The 25,513-nt window shown below is 37.2% G+C and carries 29 protein-coding genes; 12 read left to right on the top strand and 17 right to left on the bottom strand.

Features of this window, described 5'->3' with window-relative positions:
* Positions 1–32: 32 nt before the first annotated feature.
* The 4 genes from CA265_03335 to CA265_03320 all read left to right on the top strand — a co-directional run bounded on the left by CA265_03335 (position 33) and on the right by CA265_03320 (position 2,739).
* A complete protein-coding gene (locus tag CA265_03335; protein ID ARS38763.1) occupies positions 33–392 on the top strand; it encodes a cytosine methyltransferase in 360 nt (119 codons plus the stop codon).
* A 342-nt stretch (positions 393–734) separates the two neighbouring features.
* Positions 735–1,187, top strand: a complete 453-nt coding sequence (locus CA265_03330; protein ARS38762.1) for a hypothetical protein — start codon at positions 735–737, stop codon at positions 1,185–1,187.
* A 116-nt stretch (positions 1,188–1,303) separates the two neighbouring features.
* Positions 1,304–1,729, top strand: a complete 426-nt coding sequence (locus tag CA265_03325) for a hypothetical protein (GenBank protein ARS38761.1) — start codon at positions 1,304–1,306, stop codon at positions 1,727–1,729.
* A 53-nt stretch (positions 1,730–1,782) separates the two neighbouring features.
* Positions 1,783–2,739, top strand: a complete 957-nt coding sequence (locus tag CA265_03320; protein ARS38760.1) for a S1/P1 Nuclease — start codon at positions 1,783–1,785, stop codon at positions 2,737–2,739.
* Here the strand turns inward: CA265_03320 and CA265_03315 are convergent, their stop codons facing one another.
* From CA265_03315 to CA265_03280, 8 genes are all read right to left on the bottom strand, one after another.
* Positions 2,740–3,426 carry a hypothetical protein gene (locus CA265_03315; protein ID ARS38759.1) on the bottom strand — a complete coding sequence of 229 codons (687 nt, stop codon included), beginning with the start codon at positions 3,424–3,426 and terminating at the stop codon, positions 2,740–2,742.
* Positions 3,427–3,490: 64 nt separating this feature from the next.
* Entirely contained in the window at positions 3,491–4,192 is a 702-nt protein-coding gene (locus tag CA265_03310; protein ARS38758.1) for a hypothetical protein, read from the bottom strand.
* Between the two features lie 59 nt (positions 4,193–4,251).
* On the bottom strand, positions 4,252–4,929 hold the full coding sequence (locus CA265_03305; protein ARS38757.1) for a hypothetical protein: 678 nt from the start codon (positions 4,927–4,929) through the stop codon (positions 4,252–4,254).
* Between the two features lie 84 nt (positions 4,930–5,013).
* Positions 5,014–6,138, bottom strand: a complete 1,125-nt coding sequence (locus CA265_03300; protein ID ARS38756.1) for a DNA polymerase III subunit beta — start codon at positions 6,136–6,138, stop codon at positions 5,014–5,016.
* 33 nt (positions 6,139–6,171) lie between these two features.
* Complete coding sequence (locus tag CA265_03295) at positions 6,172–7,857, bottom strand: gliding motility-associated ABC transporter substrate-binding protein GldG (protein ARS38755.1); 1,686 nt, start codon at positions 7,855–7,857, stop codon at positions 6,172–6,174.
* On the bottom strand, positions 7,857–8,582 hold the full coding sequence (locus CA265_03290; GenBank protein ARS38754.1) for a gliding motility-associated ABC transporter permease subunit GldF: 726 nt from the start codon (positions 8,580–8,582) through the stop codon (positions 7,857–7,859). Before CA265_03290 ends, CA265_03295 begins: the two co-directional genes overlap by 1 nt.
* A gap of 246 nt (positions 8,583–8,828) precedes the next feature.
* Positions 8,829–9,560 (bottom strand): hypothetical protein, encoded by a 732-nt coding sequence (locus CA265_03285; protein ID ARS38753.1) that lies wholly within the window; start codon positions 9,558–9,560, stop codon positions 8,829–8,831.
* Positions 9,561–9,632: 72 nt separating this feature from the next.
* Positions 9,633–10,175 (bottom strand): hypothetical protein, encoded by a 543-nt coding sequence (locus tag CA265_03280; GenBank protein ID ARS38752.1) that lies wholly within the window; start codon positions 10,173–10,175, stop codon positions 9,633–9,635.
* Here CA265_03280 and CA265_03275 point away from each other — a divergent pair.
* On the top strand, positions 10,168–10,353 hold the full coding sequence (locus CA265_03275) for a hypothetical protein (protein ARS38751.1): 186 nt from the start codon (positions 10,168–10,170) through the stop codon (positions 10,351–10,353). The two genes, CA265_03280 and CA265_03275, sit on opposite strands and share 8 nt — an antisense overlap.
* A gap of 114 nt (positions 10,354–10,467) precedes the next feature.
* Here the strand turns inward: CA265_03275 and CA265_03270 are convergent, their stop codons facing one another.
* From CA265_03270 to CA265_03235, 8 genes are all read right to left on the bottom strand, one after another.
* A complete protein-coding gene (locus CA265_03270; GenBank protein ID ARS38750.1) occupies positions 10,468–10,989 on the bottom strand; it encodes a hypothetical protein in 522 nt (173 codons plus the stop codon).
* 241 nt (positions 10,990–11,230) lie between these two features.
* Positions 11,231–11,773, bottom strand: a complete 543-nt coding sequence (locus CA265_03265; protein ID ARS38749.1) for a hypothetical protein — start codon at positions 11,771–11,773, stop codon at positions 11,231–11,233.
* A 3-nt stretch (positions 11,774–11,776) separates the two neighbouring features.
* On the bottom strand, positions 11,777–12,484 hold the full coding sequence (locus CA265_03260) for a multidrug ABC transporter ATP-binding protein (protein ID ARS38748.1): 708 nt from the start codon (positions 12,482–12,484) through the stop codon (positions 11,777–11,779).
* Between the two features lie 80 nt (positions 12,485–12,564).
* A complete protein-coding gene (locus tag CA265_03255; GenBank protein ID ARS38747.1) occupies positions 12,565–13,485 on the bottom strand; it encodes a glycerophosphodiester phosphodiesterase in 921 nt (306 codons plus the stop codon).
* A gap of 251 nt (positions 13,486–13,736) precedes the next feature.
* Positions 13,737–14,369, bottom strand: a complete 633-nt coding sequence (locus CA265_03250) for a DNA-binding response regulator (protein ID ARS38746.1) — start codon at positions 14,367–14,369, stop codon at positions 13,737–13,739.
* The gene (locus tag CA265_03245) at positions 14,366–15,151 is read right to left on the bottom strand and encodes a two-component sensor histidine kinase (protein ID ARS38745.1); all 786 of its coding nucleotides are present in this window, start codon (positions 15,149–15,151) and stop codon (positions 14,366–14,368) included. Before CA265_03245 ends, CA265_03250 begins: the two co-directional genes overlap by 4 nt.
* Positions 15,130–15,777 carry a hypothetical protein gene (locus CA265_03240; protein ARS38744.1) on the bottom strand — a complete coding sequence of 216 codons (648 nt, stop codon included), beginning with the start codon at positions 15,775–15,777 and terminating at the stop codon, positions 15,130–15,132. The genes CA265_03245 and CA265_03240 overlap by 22 nt, the downstream gene beginning before the upstream one ends.
* 12 nt (positions 15,778–15,789) lie before the next feature.
* Entirely contained in the window at positions 15,790–16,344 is a 555-nt protein-coding gene (locus CA265_03235) for a hypothetical protein (protein ID ARS42873.1), read from the bottom strand.
* A gap of 338 nt (positions 16,345–16,682) precedes the next feature.
* Between CA265_03235 and CA265_03230 the strand changes: the two genes are divergently transcribed.
* The 7 genes from CA265_03230 (at position 16,683) to CA265_03200 (ending at position 24,026) form a co-directional block, all read left to right on the top strand.
* The gene (locus tag CA265_03230; protein ARS38743.1) at positions 16,683–18,134 is read left to right on the top strand and encodes a hypothetical protein; all 1,452 of its coding nucleotides are present in this window, start codon (positions 16,683–16,685) and stop codon (positions 18,132–18,134) included.
* Complete coding sequence (locus CA265_03225; protein ARS38742.1) at positions 18,131–18,334, top strand: hypothetical protein; 204 nt, start codon at positions 18,131–18,133, stop codon at positions 18,332–18,334. The genes CA265_03230 and CA265_03225 overlap by 4 nt, the downstream gene beginning before the upstream one ends.
* Before the next feature lie 944 nt (positions 18,335–19,278).
* The gene (locus CA265_03220; protein ID ARS38741.1) at positions 19,279–20,922 is read left to right on the top strand and encodes a glycine--tRNA ligase; all 1,644 of its coding nucleotides are present in this window, start codon (positions 19,279–19,281) and stop codon (positions 20,920–20,922) included.
* A 92-nt stretch (positions 20,923–21,014) separates the two neighbouring features.
* A complete protein-coding gene (locus CA265_03215) occupies positions 21,015–21,698 on the top strand; it encodes a mutarotase (protein ARS38740.1) in 684 nt (227 codons plus the stop codon).
* A gap of 106 nt (positions 21,699–21,804) precedes the next feature.
* Positions 21,805–22,647: a hypothetical protein gene (locus CA265_03210; GenBank protein ID ARS38739.1), complete on the top strand. Its 843-nt coding sequence runs from the start codon at positions 21,805–21,807 to the stop codon at positions 22,645–22,647.
* 120 nt (positions 22,648–22,767) lie between these two features.
* Entirely contained in the window at positions 22,768–23,175 is a 408-nt protein-coding gene (locus CA265_03205; GenBank protein ARS38738.1) for an AraC family transcriptional regulator, read from the top strand.
* An 86-nt stretch (positions 23,176–23,261) separates the two neighbouring features.
* Positions 23,262–24,026: a short-chain dehydrogenase gene (locus tag CA265_03200; protein ARS38737.1), complete on the top strand. Its 765-nt coding sequence runs from the start codon at positions 23,262–23,264 to the stop codon at positions 24,024–24,026.
* Positions 24,027–24,177: 151 nt separating this feature from the next.
* On the opposite strand, the gene CA265_03195 is transcribed toward CA265_03200, so the two are convergent.
* Positions 24,178–25,386 carry a hypothetical protein gene (locus CA265_03195; protein ARS38736.1) on the bottom strand — a complete coding sequence of 403 codons (1,209 nt, stop codon included), beginning with the start codon at positions 25,384–25,386 and terminating at the stop codon, positions 24,178–24,180.
* Between the last annotated feature and the right edge of the window lie 127 nt (positions 25,387–25,513).

The following is a 25,513-nucleotide window of genomic DNA, read 5'->3' as shown; positions in this document are numbered from 1 at the left end:
ATAAATTAATTTAAAAATAGTTATATTGAATCATGGTGATCCATAATGTCAAATACCTGAAAAATTACAGAAAGGAATTAAGGAACAATCTTACGCCTGCTGAGGCAACCATGTGGAAATATCTTCAAAATTCTAAACTTGATGGCAAAAAATTCAGGCGCCAACACAGTGTCGGAAATTATATTTTGGATTTTTACTGCCCTTCAGAAAAACTGGCTATTGAAGTTGATGGTGATAGTCATAATGATTATTCATCAGAAATATACTACAAAGAACGAACTGACTTTTTAAACAGCAAAGGAATTAAAGTAATTAGATTTGATAATGTTGAAGTCTTTGAATCTGAAGAACTGATATATGAAGGGATTAGAAATCATTTTAAAAACAAATAACCACCCCCAACCCCTCCTTGAAAATAAGGAGGGGAGTTGATTTATCTGCTAAGATTATATGCAGTAAAAAGGTTCATACTAACATCTAACCAGCACATCCTTATAATAAAGAGTAGAGTTATTTCATCTATTAAAATGTATAGCCAAAGGATTCAAACTACAAACGCCAACAACAGGAACTAACCTTTGCCTCAGCACTTCCTACTTCCCTCCTATTTTAGGAGGGGCAAGGGGTGGTAAGCGCGTTGCCTCAGCCCATTCGCAAAATTTTCTGTACCCAATAGAAATACATTCTTATATTTAGTAAAGTAAAATTACACACGAGCAGATACAAAACAAACCATGAAGAACATTTTCCAACCCGCGGTAACTAGCGAAATTATTGACAGAATTAACCAGCTTACTCCAGCTACCACTCAACTTTGGGGCAAAATGAATGTTGCACAAATGCTGGCACATTGTAATGTAACTTACGAAATGGTTTATGATGACATTCATCCAAAACCAGGCCCAATAATGAAGTTTATCCTGAAAAAATTAGTTAAAAGCAAAGTGGTAAACGAGAAACCTTATCCTAAAAATAACCAGACGGCACCACAGTTTATGATTAAAGGTGATAGAGATTTCGAAAAAGAAAAGACCCGTTTAATCGATTACATCAACAAAACCCAGCAGCTTGGCGAAGATTATTTCGACGGCAAAGAATCACATTCATTTGGCCCATTAGCAAAAACGGAGTGGAACAACATGTTCTATAAACACCTGGATCATCATTTAGCACAATTCGGAGCATAAATTTCGGGAATATAAGCGCAAATTATTGTCGAAATCGCCCCCTTAAATCGTCACTTTTAAACCTTACACCGTCTAAAAATCTTGCCTAACTTGTAGTAACAAAAAAAATATATAAAATGGCAAAACCACTTGTAACATGTCTTTGGTTTGACGGACAAGCCGAAGCAGCAGCAAAATACTATTGTTCAGTTTTTAAAGATTCTAAAATTACGCAGGTTACACCCATGGTTGTTACTTTCGAATTAAATGGAAATAAATTTATGGGCCTTAATGGCGGTCCGCAGTTTAAATTCGATGAAGCGATTTCTCTGATGGTAAACTGCGATAATCAGGACGAAATAAACTATTACTGGGATACTTTCATAAATGATGGCGGTACAGAGAGCGTTTGCGGATGGCTAAAAGATAAATTCGGACTTTCATGGCAAATTGTTCCATCAAACATCGGCGAACTTATGGCAGTGCCCGAAAGAGCAAAAAGAGTAATGGAAGTGGTTATGCAGATGAAAAAGCTGGATATGAAAAAAATGGAAAATGCATAATATTTTGCTTTGAAACCCTGAGCGTTACCAAGAAAATTGCATATCTTCAATATATGAAAAGATTAACGATTTTAACCGCGTTAATCATCCCTATATTTCTTTGCACCTCCTGGGGTTTCTTTGCGCATCAAAGGATAAACAACCTTGCTGTTTTCACTTTGCCTTCTGATATGATCGGTTTCTATAAAAAGAATATCAAATACATTACCGAACATGCTGTCGACCCCGATAAACGCAGGTATGCTGATACCCTTGAAGCACCACGGCATTACCTTGATGTGGAAAACTACGAGAAAAATATTGATAGCATTCCCGAAAAATGGGATGATGCCCTGGCTAAATATGGCCTGAAAAAACTGAATACCGATGGCATTATTCCCTGGCAGGTACAGCGTAGTTATTATGCTTTAGTTAAAGCTTTTAAAATGCGTGATTCGGTGAAGATTTTAAAATATTCTGCAGACCTGGGCCATTACATTGGCGATGCACATGTTCCTTTACATACTACAGCCAACCATAACGGGCAACTCACCAATCAGGTTGGCATCCACGCTTTTTGGGAAAGCCGTTTACCCGAATTATATTCAAGCCATTACAATTTTGTTGTTGGCCAGGCGGATTATATTGAAAACCCATTGCTAGAAATCTGGAAAATACTTAAACACACGCACAGTTTAGTTGATACGGTATTAACTTTCGAAGCTGAACTGAGCGCATCATTTCCTTCCGACAAAAAGTATAGCTTTTCTGAACGTAATCATACCGTATTGAAACAATATGCTACAGGCTATTCAAAAGCTTACCATACTAAAATGAATAACATGGTAGAAAAGCAAATGCGTGCTGCCATATTAAAAACGGGTTCATTCTGGTATTCTGCCTGGGTTGATGCAGGTCAGCCGGTGCTTAAAAATCTGATTAAAACATCATTATTACCTGAAGAGAATAAAGAAAATGAAGAGGTAGAAAGGAAATATCAAAATGGTTCCCTCATTGGCAGGGAACTTTAATTATGCCTTTGGATCCTCTCCTTCAATCATTGCTTCAATCTTTTTAGGTTGTAAACGGCTTCTAATGGCTGCCCAGATGGCAGGAACAAAAGTTACCACAGCAATAAAAATAATAACCAGTTCGAAGTTATTTTTAATTACCGGGATTTGCCCTAATAGATAGCCCCCTAACAATAATGCAAATATCCAGGCTACTCCGCCAACAATGTTATAATAGGTAAAACGACCGAAAGGCATTTTGGCTATTCCCGCTACAAATGGTGCAATGGTTCTGAAAATTGGGAGAAACCTGCTTAACATAATGGCCTTACCACCATGTTTCTCAAAAAATTCGTGAGATTGATGATAATATTTAAGCTTTAAAATCTTGTTCTTTTCTTTAAACACACCTGCACCTAAAAAACTCCCGAGTTTATAATTAAGGGTATTTCCTAAAATTGCAGCTACAATTAATATAATGAGCATAATCCAGATATTTAAACCTGTTTCATGTTCGCCCGCAATTAAAGCGCCCATTGCAAAAAGCAATGAATCGCCGGGCAGGAAAGGTGTTACCACAAACCCCGTTTCGGCAAAAATGATCAGGAATAAAATGAGGTAGGTCCAGGTACGATATTCGTTAACAATTTCAGCTAAATGTACGTCTATATGAAGAATAAAATCTATGAGCTGCTGTAGTAGTTCCATTTATCTAATTTTGGGCAAAAGTATGAATATGAAAGGGATTAAATGCTAGTATATTGCAATAAAATTAGTTGGATGAAATGATTCTATTTTTAAGTTCGCCCTTTTTATCGCCATCAAATAATATAATGTAAACCCGACCATTATTAATATTAAGAGAATCTAAGCGTGATACCGCAGGCGGAGGGTTTGTAGCAGTAGGACTAGTTAATTTGAAGGCAAATTTCATGTTTTTATTAACTTTAACCTTGAAAGTTTTAATCGCTCCATACGCAATTGTAGATTCTACAGGTTTAGCAGTATTTGTGCTATCGGTAATTACAACACTAGAGCCTAGCGTATAACCAAGGTTTAAAAAAGTTAGTTTAGCTGAATCAAGATCTGGTTTTACATCATCGGTATAAACTTTCAATTTTGCAGGATCGCCAGTTTTTTCTTTATAATAAAAAACAGAATAATTCTGTCCGATTTTAAATGTTTGATCTCCTAATGCAGCTACATCAACACCAGTATTTATATTTCGCGTGGTTATATTATAAGCAGCATCGCCTGCAACGACTACATAACTTGTATTTGTACCGTGAGCAACGGGTGTTCCTATTTGGATTCCATTTAAATAGAAGGTTTGTGTTGTATCTGTCGAAGCAGCTTGAAAAAATCGCACTTTAGCATCACCTTCAATTAAATTATCGTTTTTGATGCATGAGCTGATTAAAATGGCAAGTGTAAGAAGAAGAAATATTTTAGGAAACAATACTTTGTTTTTCATAATTAATCGCTGATGCTAATAAAACGTAAAGATAGCAGAAAGCATATTAAACATTGAAATTAATTATCGGTAATGATATGTGCTTCTAATGTTGCAGCTGTAGTACCACTGAACCAAATCGTATAAATTTTACCGCCTTCTAAACTCGTTTTATCAATGGTTTTAACATTACCAGAACCGACTACCGTATATCTTAAATTGAATCCCGTATCTACTGTAAAATAGCTCGATGCTTCTTTAAAAGCCAGTCCATTTACAAACTGGGTACCACCCTGTACCATAACATTGATGCCTGTAGCAAAATTAGGCGTCAGGTTAATCAGTTTTACTTTGGCTTTATCGGCCTCTGTATTACTTAAATTATCCTCATAACTTACAATTTCCAACTCTCCTTTTTTATTGGTAACCAAAAAAGTAGTATAGGTAATAGATGGTGTAAAATTTAACGAGGTATCAGTGGTTGTATTATTTGTTCCGGCGTAAGAAACGCTTCTATTGCCTGAAGGTATTTTTACATAATCGCTGGTTTCGCCAAAAGCTAAAGCTACACTGGTTAGTTTTTCATTATCTAAATAAACATCCTGATGCACGTCGGCCTGCGATGCGTTGACCATTTTTACCTTGGCCTGGCCTTTTACGACTTCATCTGGATTATCCTTTTTACAGGATGAAAAGCCTATACTACATAGGGCGATGAGCAAAATCAGTGATTTCGAGAGATTGTTATAGATTTTCATGCTTGTGTTAGTTGATTAAAAACAAAAATGGCTCGGTCAAAAACCAAGCCACTTTCTTATCAAAACTAATAAATTAGTTTTTTCTTAATAACTATTATTTAGCATAACCGGCATCACCAACATTAAAACGTCTTCATTTTCGTCATTGGTTTGCGGAATTAGAAGTCCTGCTCTATTAGGTGTTGAAAGTTCTAAAGTCACCTCATCACCACTTAGATTGCTTAACATTTCGATCAAAAAGCGTGCATTAAAGCCTATTTCAAGATCTTCACCATCATATTGGCAACTTAAACGCTCATGTGCTTCGTTAGCAAAATCCAAATCTTCAGAAGAAATATTTAACTCGCTTCCGCTAATTTTCAATCTTACCTGATGTGTCGTTTTATTGGCAAAAATTACAACCCTACGAAGTGTGTTTAAAAACAGACTTCTGTCGATAATTAATTTATTAGGGTTATTGGTTGGAATTACCGCCTCGTAATCTGGATAACGTTCGTCTATTAAACGACACACTAAATTGATATTTTCGAACTTAAAGAATGCGCTGGTTGCATTATAATCTACTGACACGTTGATATCAGTTGAAGGTAAAGCCGCTTTTAAAAGTGTTAAAGCTTTTTTAGGGAGAATAAATGATGTTGCTTTATCTGCCTTGCTATCCATACGGCGATACCTCACCAATTTATGTGCATCGGTAGCCACAAAGGTAATGTGCTGAGGAGATAACTGACAGAAAACACCTGTCATCGCCGGGCGTAGCTCATCGTTACTTACGGCAAAAATAGTTTTTGTAATGGCTTCAGTTAAAACAGATGCAGGCAAATTTACAGAAGACGCGTTTTCTACTACGGGAATCTTCGGAAAATCATCACCATTTTCACCACTCAATTTATATTTACCATCGCCGGCACTGATCTCGATCGCAAAAGTACTGTCATCGATATTAAATGCGATAGGTTGATCTGGCAATGTTTTAAGCGTATCTAATAAAATTTTAGATGGAACAGCTACTTTACCTTCTTCCTTTGATTCTACAGCCAAAGCAGTTGTCATGCTGGTTTGCAGATCGGTAGCAGAGATAGTTAAGTTTCCATCTTTAATTTCGAAGAGAAAATTTTCTAATATAGGCAAAACCGTACTGCTGCTTGATGCACCATTTACGGTTTGTAAGTGTTTTAATAGAGTTGATGTGGATACAATAAATCTCATGATATTATTTAGTCTTCTTCAAAAATATAAAAATTATTTAGCGTACTTGTATTTGCGGTAATAATGTTGAAAAATCGCAAAGAATATTAACAATAGCAAGGGTGCCACTACATTTATAAATTGCCATTTCGTTTTTTCGAGCTTAATTTTGGCTTTATCCAACAATCTGATTTTTACTTCTTTATTCCGCAGCGCAATTAAGTTGTCGTTATCTGTAAAATAATCAACAATATTGAGCAATAAGGCCTTATTGCCAAAAGTACGCTGCGAATAACGATCGAAACCTAAGGGAAAGGGATTTCCATTTTGTTCTGACACCTGGTTTTTAAAAATATCGCCATCTCCTATTACAATCATTTTAGCCGCTTTACCTGTACTTTCCAGCGTGTAAGGTTGTGTAATATTAGCCGGTAAAGGTCGACCGGCAAAAACCGATGGAAAATTACCTTCCAGCATCAAACCAACATGCTGTGGTTTACTTTGGAAAGATCGTGGATCTAACTGTTCGCTTACCATTTGCAAGCTAAACAATTTCGGCACATTATATACTTTATTAAAAGGAGATGTTGCTAAAATATACGATTTCTTTACGCCTTTAACACCAATGGTATCTACTGTACTTGGAAATTCAGATTTTACACCATCCAGCTTTTTCACAATACTTTCTACAGTATCGGGTAATAAAATCGGGTAATAAATCCAGGGCACGAGTTGCATTTGGTTTTGCCCGCCAACTACACCTGTTGAAACCGGAATTTCGGCACTGTTTGCCGGATCGGCAATAATATCATAATTAATCCTTGCTCCATACATAAAAAGCATATCATCCAGGTTCAAATTACTGCTAACCGCCATTTGTCCGCTTTTTCCCCGCAAACTGTCCAATTCAGCACTTACCTGATCAATACTCCAGAGGACCCTCCCACCATTCATTACGAAATAATTGATTTTATATTTCTCCGTTTCTGTAAAAGGTTTTTTGGGTTTGGCGATAACCAGCATTTTCAATTTATCAAGCCCTGCTTTATCAATACTATTTAAATCGATACGGCCAACCAAATAACTGCTTGATAGGGTGTGAATGGCATCAGCCAGTTGCAAATCGGAGAGCTCGCCATTTGACTCGGAAAAGCCAATACGAGGGTTATCTCCCGCTAATACTTTCTTTAAACTTGAAGTAAAAATATATTCCAGATTTTCAATAGCACGGTTTATATTGTCTTCATAATTTCCCCGGGTATCTAAATTTTGGAAGAGCTTAATGGGAAATTCCTTCCCTTCGCTTTCCATCATGGCCATCGGAAAAACGAGTTTCTGCGTTAATCCACTTTCAGTTTTCACACTCAAATTGGTTGCTTCTATTCCCCTGTCGTATAAATTATTGATCACGGTATCCTGATCGGCCTGATTTAGCCCGGCTAGCGGATCAACAAAAACCACCTTAACTTCGGTTTTAGCATAAGCCCGATAGTCAGCTAAAATGTCTGATACCGCAGCCTGCAACCGTTTAAAAGCAGGTGGTAACTCTCCAGCTAAAAAGACAGTAATGATGACCGGTTTTTCATTCTGCTCCAATAAAGCTTTCGTCTTATCACTTAAAGTAAAACGCTTATCGGACGTAAAATCAAAACGATGAAAAACATATTGCCCCGCAACATTTAAAATAATCAATGCGGCTATAACGATGATAGAATTAATCCATTTATACTTCAGCCTCATTATCGTTTCCCTCCTATGATTATTTTAGTGACCAATAAAAACAGCACTGAAAACGTAATAAAATAAATAAGGTCTCTGGTATCTAACACACCACGGCTTATCGAGGTGTAATGTTGATTGATTCCTAAACTGCTGATCATGTTGCCGATGCTTTGAAATGCAGCAAGCTGACTGCTATAATCGAAGCCTAAAAAAGCGAATGCACATAAAGCGGCACTGATTACAAAGGCAATTACCTGATTTTTAGTAAGCGCAGAGGAGAAAATACCAATGGATGTGAAAGCAGCACCTAATAAAAACAGACCGATGTAAGAGCCAATTACCGATCCTGAATCGATATTTCCTTCAGGAAAACCCAGCTTCGAAATGCTGTAATAATAAATTGACGTCGGGATTAAGGCAAATAATACCAAAACCAAGCTCGCTAAATACTTTGCGAAGATGATTTGCCAGATCTGGATGGGCCGTGTGATTAAAAGCTCGTATGTTCCTTCTCTCCGCTCCTCGGCGAAAGACCGCATTGTAACGGCAGGAATAAGAAACATAAAAAGATAAGGAACCAAACTGAAAAAACCATCAAGTTCGGCGTAACCATAATCAAGTATGGAGGTATCAGGAAAAAACCAAAGTAACAGGCCAGAAACCAATAGAAAAATGCCAATGGTTATATAAGCAACCATCGAACTTAAGAAACTGAATAACTCGCGTTTAAAAACTGCGTACATGTGCTATTAAAACGCCGAAGTTAACCATTTATTCCTGCAAATTTAAAAGGAATTGATTAAATGAATGGATTATCAAATCTGCAATATTTAAATTTAAAAAGAGGCCGTATTATAAATAGAATTGTCATCCTGAGCCTGTCGAAGGGCATAGTTAAATAACCTTTTGTGTTTCGACAGGCTCAACATGACAAAATCTCAAGAGAAACTATCTTTATAATATAATCTCTTATTTACGCCCAGATCGGTTTAGAAAGAAAAACCTAAACCCACTGATAATACGCGGTTAGTTACTTTTGATTTATTCGTATCAGCATAGTCAAGGTTACTCAAGCCTAAACCATAACCCGCGTTGATGTTAAAACCATTACTTAGTTTATAACCTGCTAAGAAATTAATCCCAAAATCTCCTCTTTTCATCGTACCGTCTCCTCCAAATTTGATTTCTTCTTCTGAATTGGTTATGGTACTACCTCCACCACTTAATGTTGCTGTAGATTTATTTTTTCCGCTTATGGCCATTGCATAATAAGGGCCTGCACCAATAAAAAATTTTCCATCACCTAAATCGAAATTAAATACTGCATTTACAGGAAGTTCAATATACATCATACTGATTTTCGAATTAGCAGTAATCGTATAAATGTTTCCTGGCTCCGCATTAAAATAAGAAAAATCACTTTTTCCACCCTTACCAATTAAAGATAAGCCGGGCTGGACTGAGAATATTTCCGAAACAGAAATATCCATCGTTCCTCCTACAAAAAAAGAGGTACTCATTTTTTGCTTATACCCATTGTTTTTGGTCCCCGATGCACTAAAGGTTGGAAATGTTACACCTGCTTTTACACCAATTTTGAGATTGTTTGTTTGAGCTGAAGCTGCAAAGCCTAAGCCCGCAACTGTTAATAAAGATAATACTAGTTTTTTCATCCGTTTAGATTTGTTTTCAATTGTGATGAAGCCATCACGATTTTTCATTTAATTAATGATTTTGAAAATCATGATGACTTCATTTGTTTTTTTGAAAATCACTTTTTATTTGCCTTGGTTTTAGAAAGCAAAACCAACGCCTACTGAGAAAACTTTATTTTTAAAGGTAATCTCATCTGAAAGATCCGTATCTGCAATGCTGCTTAATCCTAATCCGTAGCCTGCGTGGATGTTAAAGCCATTGTTTAATTGGTAACCAGCCAAAAAGTTTAAACCAAAATCGGTTCTTTTAAACTCTGACTCTGCTTCGCCAAATTTAATGTCTTCTTTTACCGATCCGTATTTACCATTTGCACTTAATGCATAGGCAAAGTACGGCCCTGCGCCTAGAAACACTTTTCCAGCGTTTCCTAATTTAAAATTCGCCAATAAATTTACCGGTAACTCCAGGTATTTAAAATTTAATGTTGCCTCATCTGTAACTGCAATATCATCATCTTCGAAATCAATATCACCACTAGCCAGTTTTGTTCCTTTGTTTATAAAAGTTAAGCCAGGTTGAATTGAAATTACATCAGATAATACAAATTCGGCTGTACCGCCAACATAATAAGATGTTTTTGCATCGAAACTGACCGATGTACTTCCTGATGATATGGTCATGTTTGGAAAGGCTACCCGGCTTTCACGCCAAAAATTACAGGTTTACTTGTTTGAGCTGAAGCTGCAAGGCCTAGACCTGCAACTGTTAATAAAGATAATACTAGTTTTTTCATCTGATTTTTACATATTATTTTTTAGTTTCCGTGCGTTCGCCTCATCAGCGAAAACATTACAATAATAAATAAACTAATTTGATAGTTAAAATTTTGTTTTCCAACTTTACCACGTTAAATGGCTGATATACAGCAAAGCCCCCAACTTCGTGGAGGCTTTTGAATGAATTATAGTTTTATTATAAACCGAATGCAAATGCAGCGCGGATACCAACAAATGATAAAGTGGTGCTATTTTTCGACCATCCTTCATAGCGTATTCCTAAATCAATACTAGATTTATCAGCAACTGAAAATGAAGCACCTAAAGTTGGAGCGTAAGAAAATGCTGTGCCACCATTGTTTTCAGTAAAAATTGCAGCACCTAATTCACCAGCACCGTAAAAATTACCACCAAAATAATATTTAGCTCCTGCTTTTAAAGGTATAACACCTGAATTAGTAGCGCCAAGGTCTTTCCAAGCCTTTTCAGGAGCTACTGAAATATAACCTGCTGATACGGTTAAATTCAATGATTTAGCCACATTAAATTCACCCATCACTGAACCTCCATAACCTAGACTTAGTCCATTCGTATTATCACCCACAGGCAATAAGAAATCTGGTCCTACACTAATTTTGTTAACTGCTCCTTCTGTTTGAGCTGAAGCTGCAAAGCCTAAGCCTGCAACCATTAATAAAGAAAGTAATACTTTTTTCATGTGATTTTTAGATTATTGTTCGTTAATTATTTACTGTTTTTAGACAAGCATTATGCCAAAAACGTTACAAACGAAACAAATGAAGCTAAAACAAAAGCACAACACATTGATTTACTGGTAATTACACACAGATAGTTTTTATTCCAATAAGTTGTAGGCCTACTAAAAAAGACTAAATTATTGTATGCTTATCATGAATTAATTGAATAAAAACAATAAATGGTCCACTTAATTATATTAGTTATAACACAAACATATAGGCAAATCTGATTCCAACAAAACCTTTGGTGTTTGTTTTATTTGAATCGGAAAACTCATTTTTGCCTGTCCATGCTTCATATCTTATGCCTAAATCCAGTTTATTTCCGCCCGATAGCTTAAATTGATTTCCAATGCCCGGCGACCAGACCCATAAAGTTTTTTGTCCATTGTTTAGTGGCAATGCTGCGCCTAACTGCCCTTCTGCATAAAAGCTTTCACCCAACTGATATTTCAAGCCAGCTTTAGCGGGTAGATAAGTTAAATCCTGAACTTTAAAAAACTGGTTGCGTTTACCAAAGAAATTCATAAAACCTCCATTTAGGGATATGGCAAAATCAGCAGCTATTGGAAAATCAGCTTTTATTGAGGCACCCAAACCTATTCCTGATAAATTAACGAAGTTTCCTGATGGTAAACCTATTTCTGCACCAATACCAATACTGGTGGTGTTTTGGGCTTTCAATATAAAAGGCATTAAAAATAGAAAGGTGATTAAGGCGTTTTTAATTTTTGGACAATACATGAATTAAGCGGTAAGTTTTCTAAAAATATCTTCTAACGATTGTTGCTGGTGATTTTTTTTCAGGCCTTCGAGCGAGTCTTTCGCTACAATTTTACCTTTACTAATAATGATGATATCATCACAAATGGCTTCAACCTCTTGCATAATGTGTGTAGAAATAATAACCGTTTTAGCTGCGCCTAATGTTTTGATCAGCTGCCTGATGTCAACCAGTTGGTTGGGGTCTAAACCAGAAGTGGGTTCATCTAAAATTAAAACTTCCGGATTGTGGATAATGGCTTGTGCCAAACCAACCCTTTGGCGATAACCTTTTGATAACATCCCGATTTTTTTATGCTGTTCTGCTGTTAAACCTACCATTTTGATTACCTCATCAATCCGTGTAGGCAAATGGCTAAGCTTATACGTTTGGCCAACAAAATTTAAAAATTCCTTTACATACATATCAGCATAAAGCGGGGTATTTTCAGGAAGGTAACCAATATGTTTTTTAGCTTCGATAGCTTCTGAAAGAATGCTCTTTCCAGAAATTTCAGCCTCACCAGATGTTGGTTCTAAATAACCGGTTAGCATACGCATGGTGGTAGATTTACCAGCGCCATTAGGACCAAGAAAACCCAAAATACGACCTGGTTTGGCTTCAAAACTAATTGAATCGACCGCCTTTTGCTTATCGTAATGTTTAGAAAGATTTTTAACTGAAATGCTCATTTTATTTTTTTGCCACAGATTACACAGATAAACACAGATTTTAACGTTTCCCGATCTGTGTCTATCCTGTTTGTCTGTGGTTAATTAATATATGGTGAATTTATTTTTTTATTATATCTAAACTTATCCAGTTCTTCTGATGCCTGCGGTAAATTATCGCCCGATAAAATATCTGCGCCGTTATTAACCAAATGATAATAAACATTTTTTACCGGACTGGCCATGGCACTCTTGTCGATATTCCCCATGGTGCCTAAAATAGTGGTAATGCCCTTATTGTGCAGGTATTGATAGAGTTCTTTATCAGGAGCAGATACACCAACAAATGCTACAATGCGGTTATTGGGAATGCCCATGTTATTTAAGCGTTTCAATTCTGCTTTTTTCTGAACGGAGGCTGAAATCATTAGCTCGGGTGCCAATTGATGTACTTCCTTCGCCTGATCTGCAGTATAGGTAATGATTATCGAGTTACTTTCCACTTTATACTGCCTTACTTTTTCAATCACTTTAGCGTAAGAAACTCCTTTTTTTAAATCGATAGTTAACAAAACTTTTCCTTTGCTCCAGCTTAATACACTATCTAAAGTCGGGATTTTAAATTTTGTTTCTTTACCTGCATCATCTTTAAGATTAAAAGCTTTTAACTCCTCGTAAGTATAGTTGCCAATCGGTCCTTTTCCTGTCGAAGTCCGATCGAGCTTATCATCGTGCATAATCACCATTACCGAATCTTTACTGTAAGCGATATCAAATTCAATGATGACCGGATTATAGGTAGTGGCATTGTCAAACGTTTCGATGCAGTTTTCAGGAAAACCAGGCATTGGGCCACCACGATGCGCACTGATTAATGGAAAACGGTTTTCTGGCGACCATTTTAAGAATTGATATAACTCTGCGGGTTTATTAAACTTAATATATTGATGGCTTTTTTCTTCTGGTTTGCATGAGGTAAAAACTGCAACAATAACCAGGAATAGCAAATGATGAAATTTCATGCTTCAAAAGTAAACAAATTGCTTAACTGTTAAACGGGTTAATCGGTTAATTGTCGGGGTGGTTAAATGGTTATGGTTAAATGTTGAAATTGCTTAATTGTTTAAATCGGTTAAATGCTTAATTGTTGAAATCGGTTAATCGGTTAATTACTTATTACAACTATTAAACAATCTCCCCATCTTAAATGTCATGTACAGTTAACCAATTTATACAGTTTAAACAGTTAACCATTTCTTTAAACAATTAACCTCTAGGCAAATCCATTCTTGATGGCAAAAACAGCCAATCCTACCCGGGTTTTAAGTTCGAGTTTTTCGCACAGCTGATCGCGATAGCTTTCAACAGTCCTTGGACTACAGAACATTTTATCGGCTATTTCTTTATAATTTAGCTCCGTAACGGTGTATTTTAAAAACTCCTTCTCCCGATCTGAAATTTTGATCTCCACATCTTTGGTTTTATTCAGGCTGGAGAAAATGATTTTCGATGCCCAATCAGGATAAAAAAATCCGTTAATATTCAATTTGGTCAGTGCGTTTTCGAGCTCTACCGGATGTGCATTTTTTAACAGGTAACCTTTAGCGCCATTGCTCACCATTTTAATCACACTTTTTTCTTCACCCTGCATGCTCAGCGCCATTACTTTTACCTCCGGGTGATGTTCGGTTACCCAGGTTACAGTTTCAAAACCGTCCATAATGGGCATACTAATATCCAAAAGTAAAATATCGGGTATTTTATTGCTGTTTTCGAAGTTTTTAATCAGCTCTTTTCCATTTTCACAAACGTAGATCACCTCAAAGGCTGCAAAATTATCGATAATGCCTTGAAGTGCTTTTGCAATCAGGATATGATCATCAACAATAACTATAGTTTTTTTCATGCCGGGCCATTTAAAATAATAGTAAGTGTGGTGCCTAAATCGGGTTTGCTTTCTAAGTTAAATTGTCCACCGATTATTTCGGCTCTTTTTTTCATATTTTTTAATCCTATACCATCAGAAGTGATCTGATCATAATCAAATCCTACACCATCATCCTGTATTTTTAAGACTAAAAAAACCTCAGGCGAAGAACTTATTTGAATCTTGATATTACTGCAATGTGCATGTTTTAAACTGTTTTGAAGAAATTCCTGGGTTATCCTCAATAATACATTCTTTTTCACAAACTCAAGATCTAGACTTTCGAAATTGTATTGAAAGGTTACCTTACATTTTTTCAAAGCATTAAGGTTGTTCACTTCTTCCTGTATTAAAGTTACAATTTCATTTTCACTTATATTATCGTTCGTTAAGTTTTTCGACAAACTTCTCAAGTCTTGGAGCGATGAATTAATAATCTGATAAATCTGTTCAATTCTTGTACTTGCCTGTGGCACTTTGTTTTCGTGCACCAATTGCTGGGTATAAAGACTCACCAATGTTAATTTTTGTCCGATATTATCGTGCAATTCGCGGCCAATCTGTTGCATGGTGGCCTGTTGTATTTCTAACTGTGTAGTTAATAGTTCCTTTTGATGTATTTCGTTGGTGATTTTGATTTCATTCAGATATTCTCTTTTCCGCTCTTTGTATTTTTTAATGTAAACCATAATGGCCACTACAAACAGCACGAAAAACAAGTTAAAAAGGATGATTGTAATTAAGAGCTCTGTTTTCCCCATATAAATGAAATTGAGAATAATATATACATTACAATCCCCGATACCAGAAAATAATCGAAGTAAATATTCCAGATCTGCTTATATTCTACCAGCAGGTAATAAAATGTCCAAAATGGCAAGGTTCCGATATAAAATAACGTTACCCCCAAATTAACATAAAACATCCTGTTTCTATTAAAATTAATGATATCGGAAGAGGTGATCTGTTTGTAATATTCCATCACCACTAAAACCATCAAAATAAAGGAGCCAAAAGTATAGTTAAATGAAAAGATTATTTTACTCCCTTTAAAGTAGAATTCGCTGGGTATAAATGATATTAAATATAATAAGGAGAGTGCCCAAAACAGCTTTTTATTGTTAAAAGATTTCAAAGCATAAAGCCAGTAAAAAAAGATAAACTGAAAAGGGATAACGATATAGTTATAATAGGTTGTTTTAGAAAAACTAAGGTAGGCTCCTCCCCATTTACCAAAGGCCTCACAGCTAAAAACAGCTACCAGAAAATAGACGAAAAAACGCCAATATTGCTTTTTCAAGCCTTTTAAATGCAGCAAAGCAACAATTGCAGTCCCTCCTTCAATCCAAAGGAAGCTATCGCTCAGAAATTTCTGAAAGCTGTTCATACTTATGGCACATTAATAAATTTCAACCGCAGCTTCTGCAGGTGGAATAAGCTGTCCGTGATTTTGAGCCATTACCTCACGCGACTGGCTTGCATTACTATCCGAACTCATGGCCATCAAGGTAACTGCCTGCTGCTTTTCTGTTTCTTTTAGTGGAAAAGTGGTACGGTCTAAAGGATTAAAGTCATAATCCTGGTAACTTCCGTCACTACTCTTCTTTTTTAAAGTAGGGATCATCACCAGTGTATGTTTCTGAGCATAATTTTTGCCTATCGATTTTTCATCTTCAAAGCCATTCCATTCGTTCTCTTTTGGATAAGCAGCATAATAAAAACGGATACCCAGCGCCCCATCTGCAATGCGCGGGTCTACTTTTTTGCTAAAAAATTCGATGTCGGCGATAAACTTCTTTAAGGTTTTTAAGCCGAAAGAAACCGAATGCGAATCGGTTATGCCCAATACTTTATTAATGGCCGCTAAATGATTATTGCGGTAACCATCTACCATTTGCTGAATTGTGGCCGGATCCATCGTATTTGGATGTCCTGGTCTTTCGTTTTTTTTCATAAGATCGATTAATTTTTGTAACAGATAATAAGCTAGCGCCCCACATAAAAACACGATAGCATAGGTTGGCAGATGTTGCATTTCCATAATTTTTAAGTTTTAATTAAAGTTAACTTTTATTCCCAAATGTGATAAAACTTTTATGGATAACAGATGGGGTTTTCCCCATATTTTAATGTTGTTTTTACCGCTTTTTATTTTGTTGCTTTTACTACTGGTTTTTAGTGTTTTACCTGCCATTTTTTCACGGTAACTATTTCAATTTTGGGTATTGTTTAACACAAAGGAACAAGCCGAAAATCCTGAATAGAGTAGGCAAAACCTAAAACATTAAAACCATGTCAAAAACATTGAAAAAAGAAGAAAAAGTACAGTACACCGGAAGATACCTGGTATTACTGCCAGAAGGATCAAACACCTCCGATTCTATTAACCAGATCAATTCTGTTAGCGGATTGAACTTAAAAAGCTCTTTAGAATTTGAAAACGAGTTTTTCACTGATAAAGACCTTGCTAAAACCGATGGTATCATCTTAGACAAGCTAGGTATCGCCATTGTAAACGAAAAACCAAAAATTGAAAATTCAATCAGCAGTTTAGGCGACACTGAGATGATTGTAGAAAAAGAAAGAGTAGTTTATGCTATTGGAATGCTGGATGAAAGTACCCAAAATTATGTAGAGGGTTACAGAGATGCGGTAAACCAAATGACCAATGTATTGGTTGGAACCGAAACAGAAGATTACAGCTATGAAGAGCAGGAATCGGAAGTAGAATCTGTTGGCGCCACCTGGGGATTAAAAGCAACCAATGTGGTACCCACCAGCTTTTTAAGATACAATCCTTACAATGGTGCCGGCATTAAAGTTGCCATATTGGATACAGGATTTGATTTCCATCACCCTGATTTTGCTGGCCGCCCTGTTGTTCATCAAAGTTTTATCAGCGGAGAAAGTACGCAAGATGGACATGGCCATGGCACGCACTGTACTGGTACCGCCTGTGGTCCTTCTAGCTCGCCATCGGCTACTGAAAGATACGGTATTGCGTATGCCGCAAGTATTTATATCGGAAAAGTTTTAAGCAATGGTGGATCTGGTGGAGATGGCGGTATTCTTGCTGGTATTAACTGGGCCATTGCCAACCGTTGCGATGTGGTAAGCATGTCGCTGAGGGGCTTTGTAACAGGAGCAGGTTATTCAGCTGTTTTTGAAACCGCTGCAGCCCGCGCTTTGGCACAAGGCACTTTAATTATTGCTGCTGCAGGAAACGACTCGGCAAGGCCAGGCACAGTAAGACAGGTAATGCACCCTGCAAATTGCCCGTCGATAATGGCTGTTGGTGCGGTAGATGTGAGTATGAATGTGGCCGCTTTTTCTAACGGAGGCCTTTACCCAACTTATGGCGCTGTAGATATTGCAGCTCCGGGTGTTAACGTATACTCTTCTACAAAACTGCCTACCAAATATGCAAGCTGGAACGGAACCAGTATGGCTACACCACATGTTGCAGGTATTGCCGCACTATGGGCACAGGCATCGGGTTTGAGAGGAATTAATTTATGGAGAAAATTAACCTCAACGGCTAAAGCATTACCTTTACCAGGTAGAGATGTAGGAGCTGGATTGGTACAGGCACCTACAAAAACAAGATTGATAAAATACCCGATTGATAGATTACCGATTGATAGATTACCGATTGATAAATTCCCAATTGATAAACTCCCTATTTTAGTTAATCCGAAATTCCCTATCGATCCAATTGGTCCAATAGAAAAAATTATAAGATGAAAACAAAATGGTTAATATCTGTAAAAGACGACGCAATGGATTTAGTGGTCAAAGCGCTGAAGGAAATTGGTGTTAAAGATGTAGAAGCCTTAGATGCAATTGGTGTAGTTGTAATTGTTCCGGGCAACCATAAAATTGCAGATATCAAAAAAATTGATGGCGTATTAAGTGTTGAAGAGGAAAGGGACATCAGCATTTAAGCCAGCAAAACCTAATCATGCGCTTAATTTTAAAATCGGTGCGACATTTAGTTGCACTGATTTTTTTTTATAGCTGAGTTAAGTCTGATGAGATCAAGCAAATGATTAATAAAGGTGCTATAGCACTTTATGGGAAGGCTTCGGTCTGGCTGTTTGCTATTAATACAAAAATAGAAGCACTAAAGTGGCCACCTAAACCTGATTGCAGCGGGCACGAGTGTAACGATTAAAGCGGAAAGCAGGACTACTGAAACCGACTAGCGTTCCAATTGCTTTCCAAATCATTTGAACCATTTAAGAGATTTAAGGGCAAATAAGCTGACTGGCAAGACTGCCTTTCACCCGTTTTCGACCACCTAAGGCACCTTAGCACACCGAAGTTAAGTGCAGAAATTCTAAAATATGCAGTTCCTTTGCCCATTGATCAAAAACCTTTTACCTCTTACCTTTTACCTTGATTGCAGCGGGCACGAGTGTAACAAGTAAAGCGGAAAGCAGGGTTGATTAAAACGATTAGCACGGCAATTGCTTTCCATATTATTTGTACCATTTAAGAGATTTAAGGGCATATAAGTTGACTTATCACGGATCTGATTCCCTTGAAAGATGCTGAAATAAATTCAGCAGGACGATTGGATTGTTTTTTTAGCTTGATCAAAAACCTTTTACCTTTTACCTTTTACCTTGATTGCAGCGGGCACGAGTGTAACAAGTAAAGCGGAAAGCAGGGTTGATTAAACCGATTAGCATTCCAATTGCTTTTCAAATCATTTGAACCATTTAAGAGATTTAAGGGCAAATAAGCTGACTTATCACGGATCTGATTCCCTTGAAAGATGCTGAAATAAATTCAGCAGGACGATTGGATTGTTTTTTTAGCTTGATCAAAAACCTTTTACCTTTTACCTCTTACCTTTTACCTTATTTATTATCTTTGCTGCATTATGGCTCAAAAGAATAACGACGAACAATTTAAAAATGTAATATCACACGCTAAAGAATACGGTTTTGTATTCCAGAGCAGCGAAATATATGATGGCTTAAGTGCTGTTTACGATTATGGCCAATTGGGTGCCGAGTTAAAAAACAATATTAAAACCTACTGGTGGAAAGCTATGGTGCAGATGCACGAAAACATTGTAGGGATTGATTCTGCAATTTTTATGCACCCCAAGGTTTGGAAAGCCAGCGGACATGTTGATGGTTTTAACGACCCCATGATCGACAACAAGGATTCTAAAAAACGTTACCGTGCCGATCAGTTATTGGAGAATAAAATTGATGAGTTATATTCAGAACTGGCCAATTTCAGTGCGGAGAATAAGGCTAAATTTGAAGCATTTCAGCAAGAAATATTGGGTTTAAGTGATGAAGGTCAGGCGAGCTGGGTTCCAACATTTAAAGATGAGGAAACGATTTTAGACCATGCAAAATATCCTTTTGTGGAGGAAGCAAGCTGGAGATTTGTTAAAAAGGGTTTAACGCTTGAGGTAGAAATGAACCTTGCGCTGAAGTCGGAAAACTTAGCACAGCTAAAAGATTTAATTGTTGATTACAAAGTAATCTGTCCGATTTCTAAAACGTCTAACTGGACTGATGTACGCCAGTTTAACCTGATGTTCAGCACCCAATTCGGTGCAATGGCCGAAGGTAGCGATGAAGTTTATCTTCGTCCGGAAACAGCGCAGGGTATTTTCGTAAACTTTTTAAATGTTCAAAAATCTGGAAGGATGAAAATTCCTTTTGGTATTGCACAGATTGGTAAAGCCTTCCGGAATGAGGTAATTGCCCGTCAGTTTATTATGCGGATGCGTGAGTTTGAGCAAATGGAAATGCAATTTTTTGTTCGCCCGGGTGAAGACAAAAAATGGTTCGAATACTGGAAAGAAGCACGTTTAAAGTGGCATAAAGCTTTAGGTACTTCGCCTGAAAAATACCGTTACCACGACCACGTAAAACTAGCACACTATGCCAATGCCGCTACTGATATCGAATTCGAATTCCCATTCGGATTTAAAGAAGTTGAAGGTATCCATAGCCGTACCGATTTCGATTTAACCCAACACCAGGAATATTCTGGCAAGAAAATGCAGTATTTCGATAACGATTTAAATGAAGAAGGTAAACCTTATGGCAATTACGTTCCTTATGTAATCGAAACATCTATCGGTTTAGACCGTATGTTCTTGTTAACCATGATTAATGCCTTTGAAGAGCAGGATTTAAGCACCGATGACAAACAGGATAGCCGTACTTTATTACGTTTACACCCTGCTTTAGCACCTTACAAAGTTGCCATTTTCCCATTAACCAAAAAAGATGGCTTGCCTGAAAAGGCCCGCGAAATTATGGATACCTTGAAATTTGATTTCAACTGTATTTATGAAGAGAAAGATGCGATTGGTAAACGTTACCGCCGTCAGGATGCTGTGGGTACACCTTTCTGTATTACCGTTGATCATCAAAGTTTAGAAGATAACACGGTTACCATTCGTCACCGCGACAGCATGGAACAAGAACGCGTAGCCATTGCCGATTTAGGAAACATTATAGGCTCGGCAGTAAGCTGGAAAACCTTGTTAGCATAAAACGAATCGTCATGCTGAATTTAATTCAGCATCTCACAAGATAAATAGTTCAGTCGCAGGTTTTACCCCTGCGACTTTTTTGTGTATAAAAAATGAATTTAGCCGAACATTACCATAAACTGTATACCGACGCTGTTGCGAAAATATCAGCTGGCCGATATGAAACAGATCATTTAATCGATTCAAATACTGACCAGCGTTTTGGACTCACTTTGGTCATCAGGCCTGATGCGGCAACCAACACCAACATCCAACAGTTTTTAGCGGAAGCGGAAGCCATTGAACCTGATCAATATTATTATCAAAATTCAGATATCCACATTACCTTAATGTCTATCATTTCCTGTTATGAGGGCTTCGATTTAAAGGATATTGAGGTGGAGGACTATATTCAGCTTATCCAAAAGGTGCTTGCGAGGCATAAAAGTTTCAAAATTCAGTTTAAAGGGCTTACGGCATCACCATCCTGTATTTTAATTCAAGGTTTTTTAACGGATACCTTAAACGAAATCAGAGACGATTTACGGGCAGGCTTTAAAAATTCAGGTTTGCAACAAAGCATCGATAAACGTTATACCATCCAAACTGCCCATGCTACAGTAATCCGTTTCAGATCGGAGCTGAAACATATAGATACTTTGCTTAATCTGATCGAAAAGTACAGGGGTTTTGATTTTGGCACTTTCGAAGTAAAACAGATAGAACTGGTTTATAACGATTGGTACCAAAGGGAAAGATTCGTAAAAAAACTACAGGTATTTGAATTGAAATCATAATATCAATCGATTGAACTGTTTGTAAAACCACATTCTGGCTTTGTTATTTTCTAAGGCAAATTCAATTAAACTGCGTTTTATTAATTTAGTAAGCTAATCTGACCAAATGTATAAGGCCAAAAAATCGATACTCACCATTTTAGCTGTTTTTTTCAGCATTTCAATGGTTATTGCACAGGGAAAACCAAAATTTAAGGTCATTGCCTTTTACACGGCCAAAAATGATCAGGCGCACATCAGTTTTGTTCATGAAGCAAACAAATGGTTTCCTAAAATGGCTGAAAAATATCACTTCAGCTACGATTCTACAGCAAACTGGAGTAATTTAAACGCCTGGTTTCTAGCTAAATATCAGGTTGTTATGTTTTTAGATACCCGGCCGGAATCAGCCGAACAGCGCAAAGCTTTTGAAAAATATATGGAAAATGGTGGCGGATGGATGGGTTTTCATTTTTCTGCCTTTGCCCTTTCAAAGTCGGCTTTCGATCAAAACTGGAACTGGTACCACCATACCTTTTTAGGATCGGGCGAATATGGCAGTAATACCTGGCGACCAACATCGGCAATACTTAAAGTAGAAAATAAAAAACATGCGGTAACCAAACACCTGCCCAATACCTTTAAAGCACAGCCCAACGAATGGTATCGCTGGCAGAATGATTTAAGAAAAAATCCAGACATCCAGATTTTACTATCTATTGATTCATCTAGTTTTCCGTTAGGTACCGGCCCAAAAGCACACGAGATCTGGCATAATGGTTATTATCCGGTGGTTTGGAGCAATAAAAAATTTAAAATGGTTTATGTAAACATGGGGCATAATGACATTGACTACGAGCACAAATACGATAAAACCAATAAAACACTCTCTTACACCTTCGGCAATGAAACACAGAATAAAATGATTATCAACAGTTTATTATGGTTAGGGAAGAAAAAAAACAAGTAATTTTCCATAAACTGCCAGATAGCGCGTAATCCTTTGGTCACAAATACCATTACCATAGGTTTCAGATTTCATAATCATTTAGCTGAATATTATATTTGTTTAAACCGGAATCGCTTTGATATGAAAATCCCACAGAAGTTTTTTGCCCGTCAACATGAAATCGCAGCCGATTTTTTGAAAGAGTTGGATAAACATTTAGATGATGTGGTATCGGGCCGGGCAACTGAAATGTTCGAAGTAAGAGATTTTGCCGAACTTATTCATGTTCACCCCACACACTTAAGCAATACCATTAAATCGGCAACAGGTTATTCGCCTTGTTATTTCTTTGAAGAACGTTTAATGGAAATTTCGAAATCGATGTTGCAGAATGTAAGTATGCCTATTGCCGAAATCGCAAGGACATTAACCTACGACCCCTCTAACTTTACCAAGTTTTTTAAACATTTCTCCGGCCAGACTCCTAAACAGTACAGGGAAGCTTATTTCCAGTCTTTAGCCGGCAATAAGGAAATTGTCACCATATAAAACTTAAACAGTCACCATTTTTACTTAAGCTATCACCATTTTTACAGCGGCTTTCCATCTAACTTTGTTTAACAAATTTAAAGAAAATGGAAACACAAAATAAAATTGCCCTGATAACCGGCGGTAGCCGCGGATTAGGAAAAAATGCCGCTTTAAAAATTGCAGCAAAAGGAATTGGTGTCATTGTTACCTATCAATCAAAAAAAGAAGAAGCCGAAGATACCGTTAACGAAATAAAACAGTTAGGGGTTCAGGCTGCAGCATTACAGTTAAACGTTGCCGATACTAAAACTTTCGATGCCTTTTTTACGGAAGTTAAAACGGTATTGAAATCTGTTTTTAATGCCGAAAAATTCGATTTTCTAATTAATAATGCGGGTATTGGCATTCATGCTTCATTTGCAGAAACGACTGAAGAACAATTTGATACTTTGGTAAACATCCACTATAAAGGAGCCTTCTTTTTAACCCAAAAGGCTTTGGCATTATTAAATGATGGCAGTGGGATTATTAATCTTTCTACTGGTTTGGCACGTTTTGCTACCCCTGGCTATGCAGCCTATGCCTCGATGAAAGGTGCAATGGAAACCTTAACAAAATACCAGGCCAAGGAATTGGGTGCAAGAGGAATTAGATCGAATATTGTTGCTCCAGGTGCCATAGAAACCGATTTTGGTGGTGGTGTAGTGCGCGATAACGATCAGCTTAATGCCGGAATTGCTTCGCATACTGCTTTAGGCCGTGTAGGTTTACCTGATGATATTGGCGGCGTGGTTGCTTTTTTATGTACCGAAGATGCCAGATGGATTAATGCACAACGCATTGAAGCATCGGGTGGTATGTTTTTGTAAAATTTAGTTAACCGCTAAGGCGCAAGGGTCACAAAATAAATTAAAATCCTTGCGTCATACTGAACTTGTTTCAGTATCTGTTACTATTAAGATCCTGAGATGAACTCAGGATGACGCTAAAACTTATTGAACATCTGCTTCAACCCAACCGTTAATAGGCTGAGGTGCCATACCAGTCATGTTGATCTACCCTTGTAATTTCGGGCTTACCAATCTGGGTTAAAAAACGTTTGGCGCTCACCAGGGTTTTACTTTCCCGCTCATCAAAATTGGCAGCATCGGGTTTTAAGCTGTTAATCCTGACCATTCCTGCTGATTGAATAAATTCGCCATCACCCATATAAATAGCGGTATGCGTTATCCTCCCCCCTGTAGTTCCCCTCAGCTTTGCAGCGGCGAAAAACAGTAAATCGCCAGCCTTTAAATTGCTAAGACACTTAGTCAGGCTGATTGAATCCTGTTCTAAAATATCAACATCTTCGCCAACCAAAGCTTGTTGTGAAGCATCTCTCGGAATAATGATCCCATTCAGAAAATAACTTGTTTTGGTAAAACCGCTACAATCTACACCTTTGTTAGATGTACCACCCCAAAGATAGGGTACGCCAATTAATGTTTTTGCTGTAGTTAAAATAGATTCAGCGCTTGGATTAGGCCTTTTAATCCAGCTCGAAAACAACTTCGCATCAGTTTTTTTAATGTAGCCGGTACGTTTATCAGGGAAAAGAACCTGATAATAAGCTTTTTCTTCACCAGTTAACACTAAGATATTGCCACTCACTAAATCAGAAACGCGGGAGGAGTTCACATCTGCCTGACTAAAAGCATGACCAAAGTCGGAAGTAAAAATAATCCTTTTCGATTTTTTCCATTGGTCAAAAGCCGCTTTATCCATTACACTTACAGCGGTACCGTCAGTCCACGATAAGTAACCATCGGGTGTGCGTACCAGATAATAGCCACCTTGCTTTTTTAATACCTGCACAGGTGTACCCAAAATCATCTGCGTCATCATTTCTGCCGCATTTTGGGGGGCAGCTCTGTTGTTACAGACCGAAAGATTGGCTAATCCGTATTCCATTCCGGTCAATTTGTTCGAAGGAAGCAGTGTATTTATTTTAACGAAGCCCTTAAAATCTTTGGTTTGATTATTTAGTGCCTCAAGCACTTGCGCCGATGTACTTTCTGCAATAACCGTATCCCCTTTAAACTGAACATTAAAATAAACAGATCGTTTATCTGGTGCAAACTCTTTTTTTACCTGATTCGAAACGGCTCTATATGTTGCCGTATCAACCTGCGCCTGTAAGGAAACCGCAAAATGTAATAAACAGCCCAGTATTAATATTCTTTTCATCATCGTTTTATGAAAATAAAATTACGAATATTCATATTGCTTAATGAGGTAAATGCTGTAACTAATTGCTTACTCGATATTATTTTTAACAAACGAGAAATAAAAAAAATTAAAAGACGTTATCCATGAA

Source organism: Sphingobacteriaceae bacterium GW460-11-11-14-LB5 (genome assembly GCA_002151545.1).
Taxonomy (GTDB): domain Bacteria; phylum Bacteroidota; class Bacteroidia; order Sphingobacteriales; family Sphingobacteriaceae; genus Pedobacter.
Note: the sequence above shows the minus strand (reverse complement) of the source record. Positions and strands in the feature narration are given on the sequence as shown.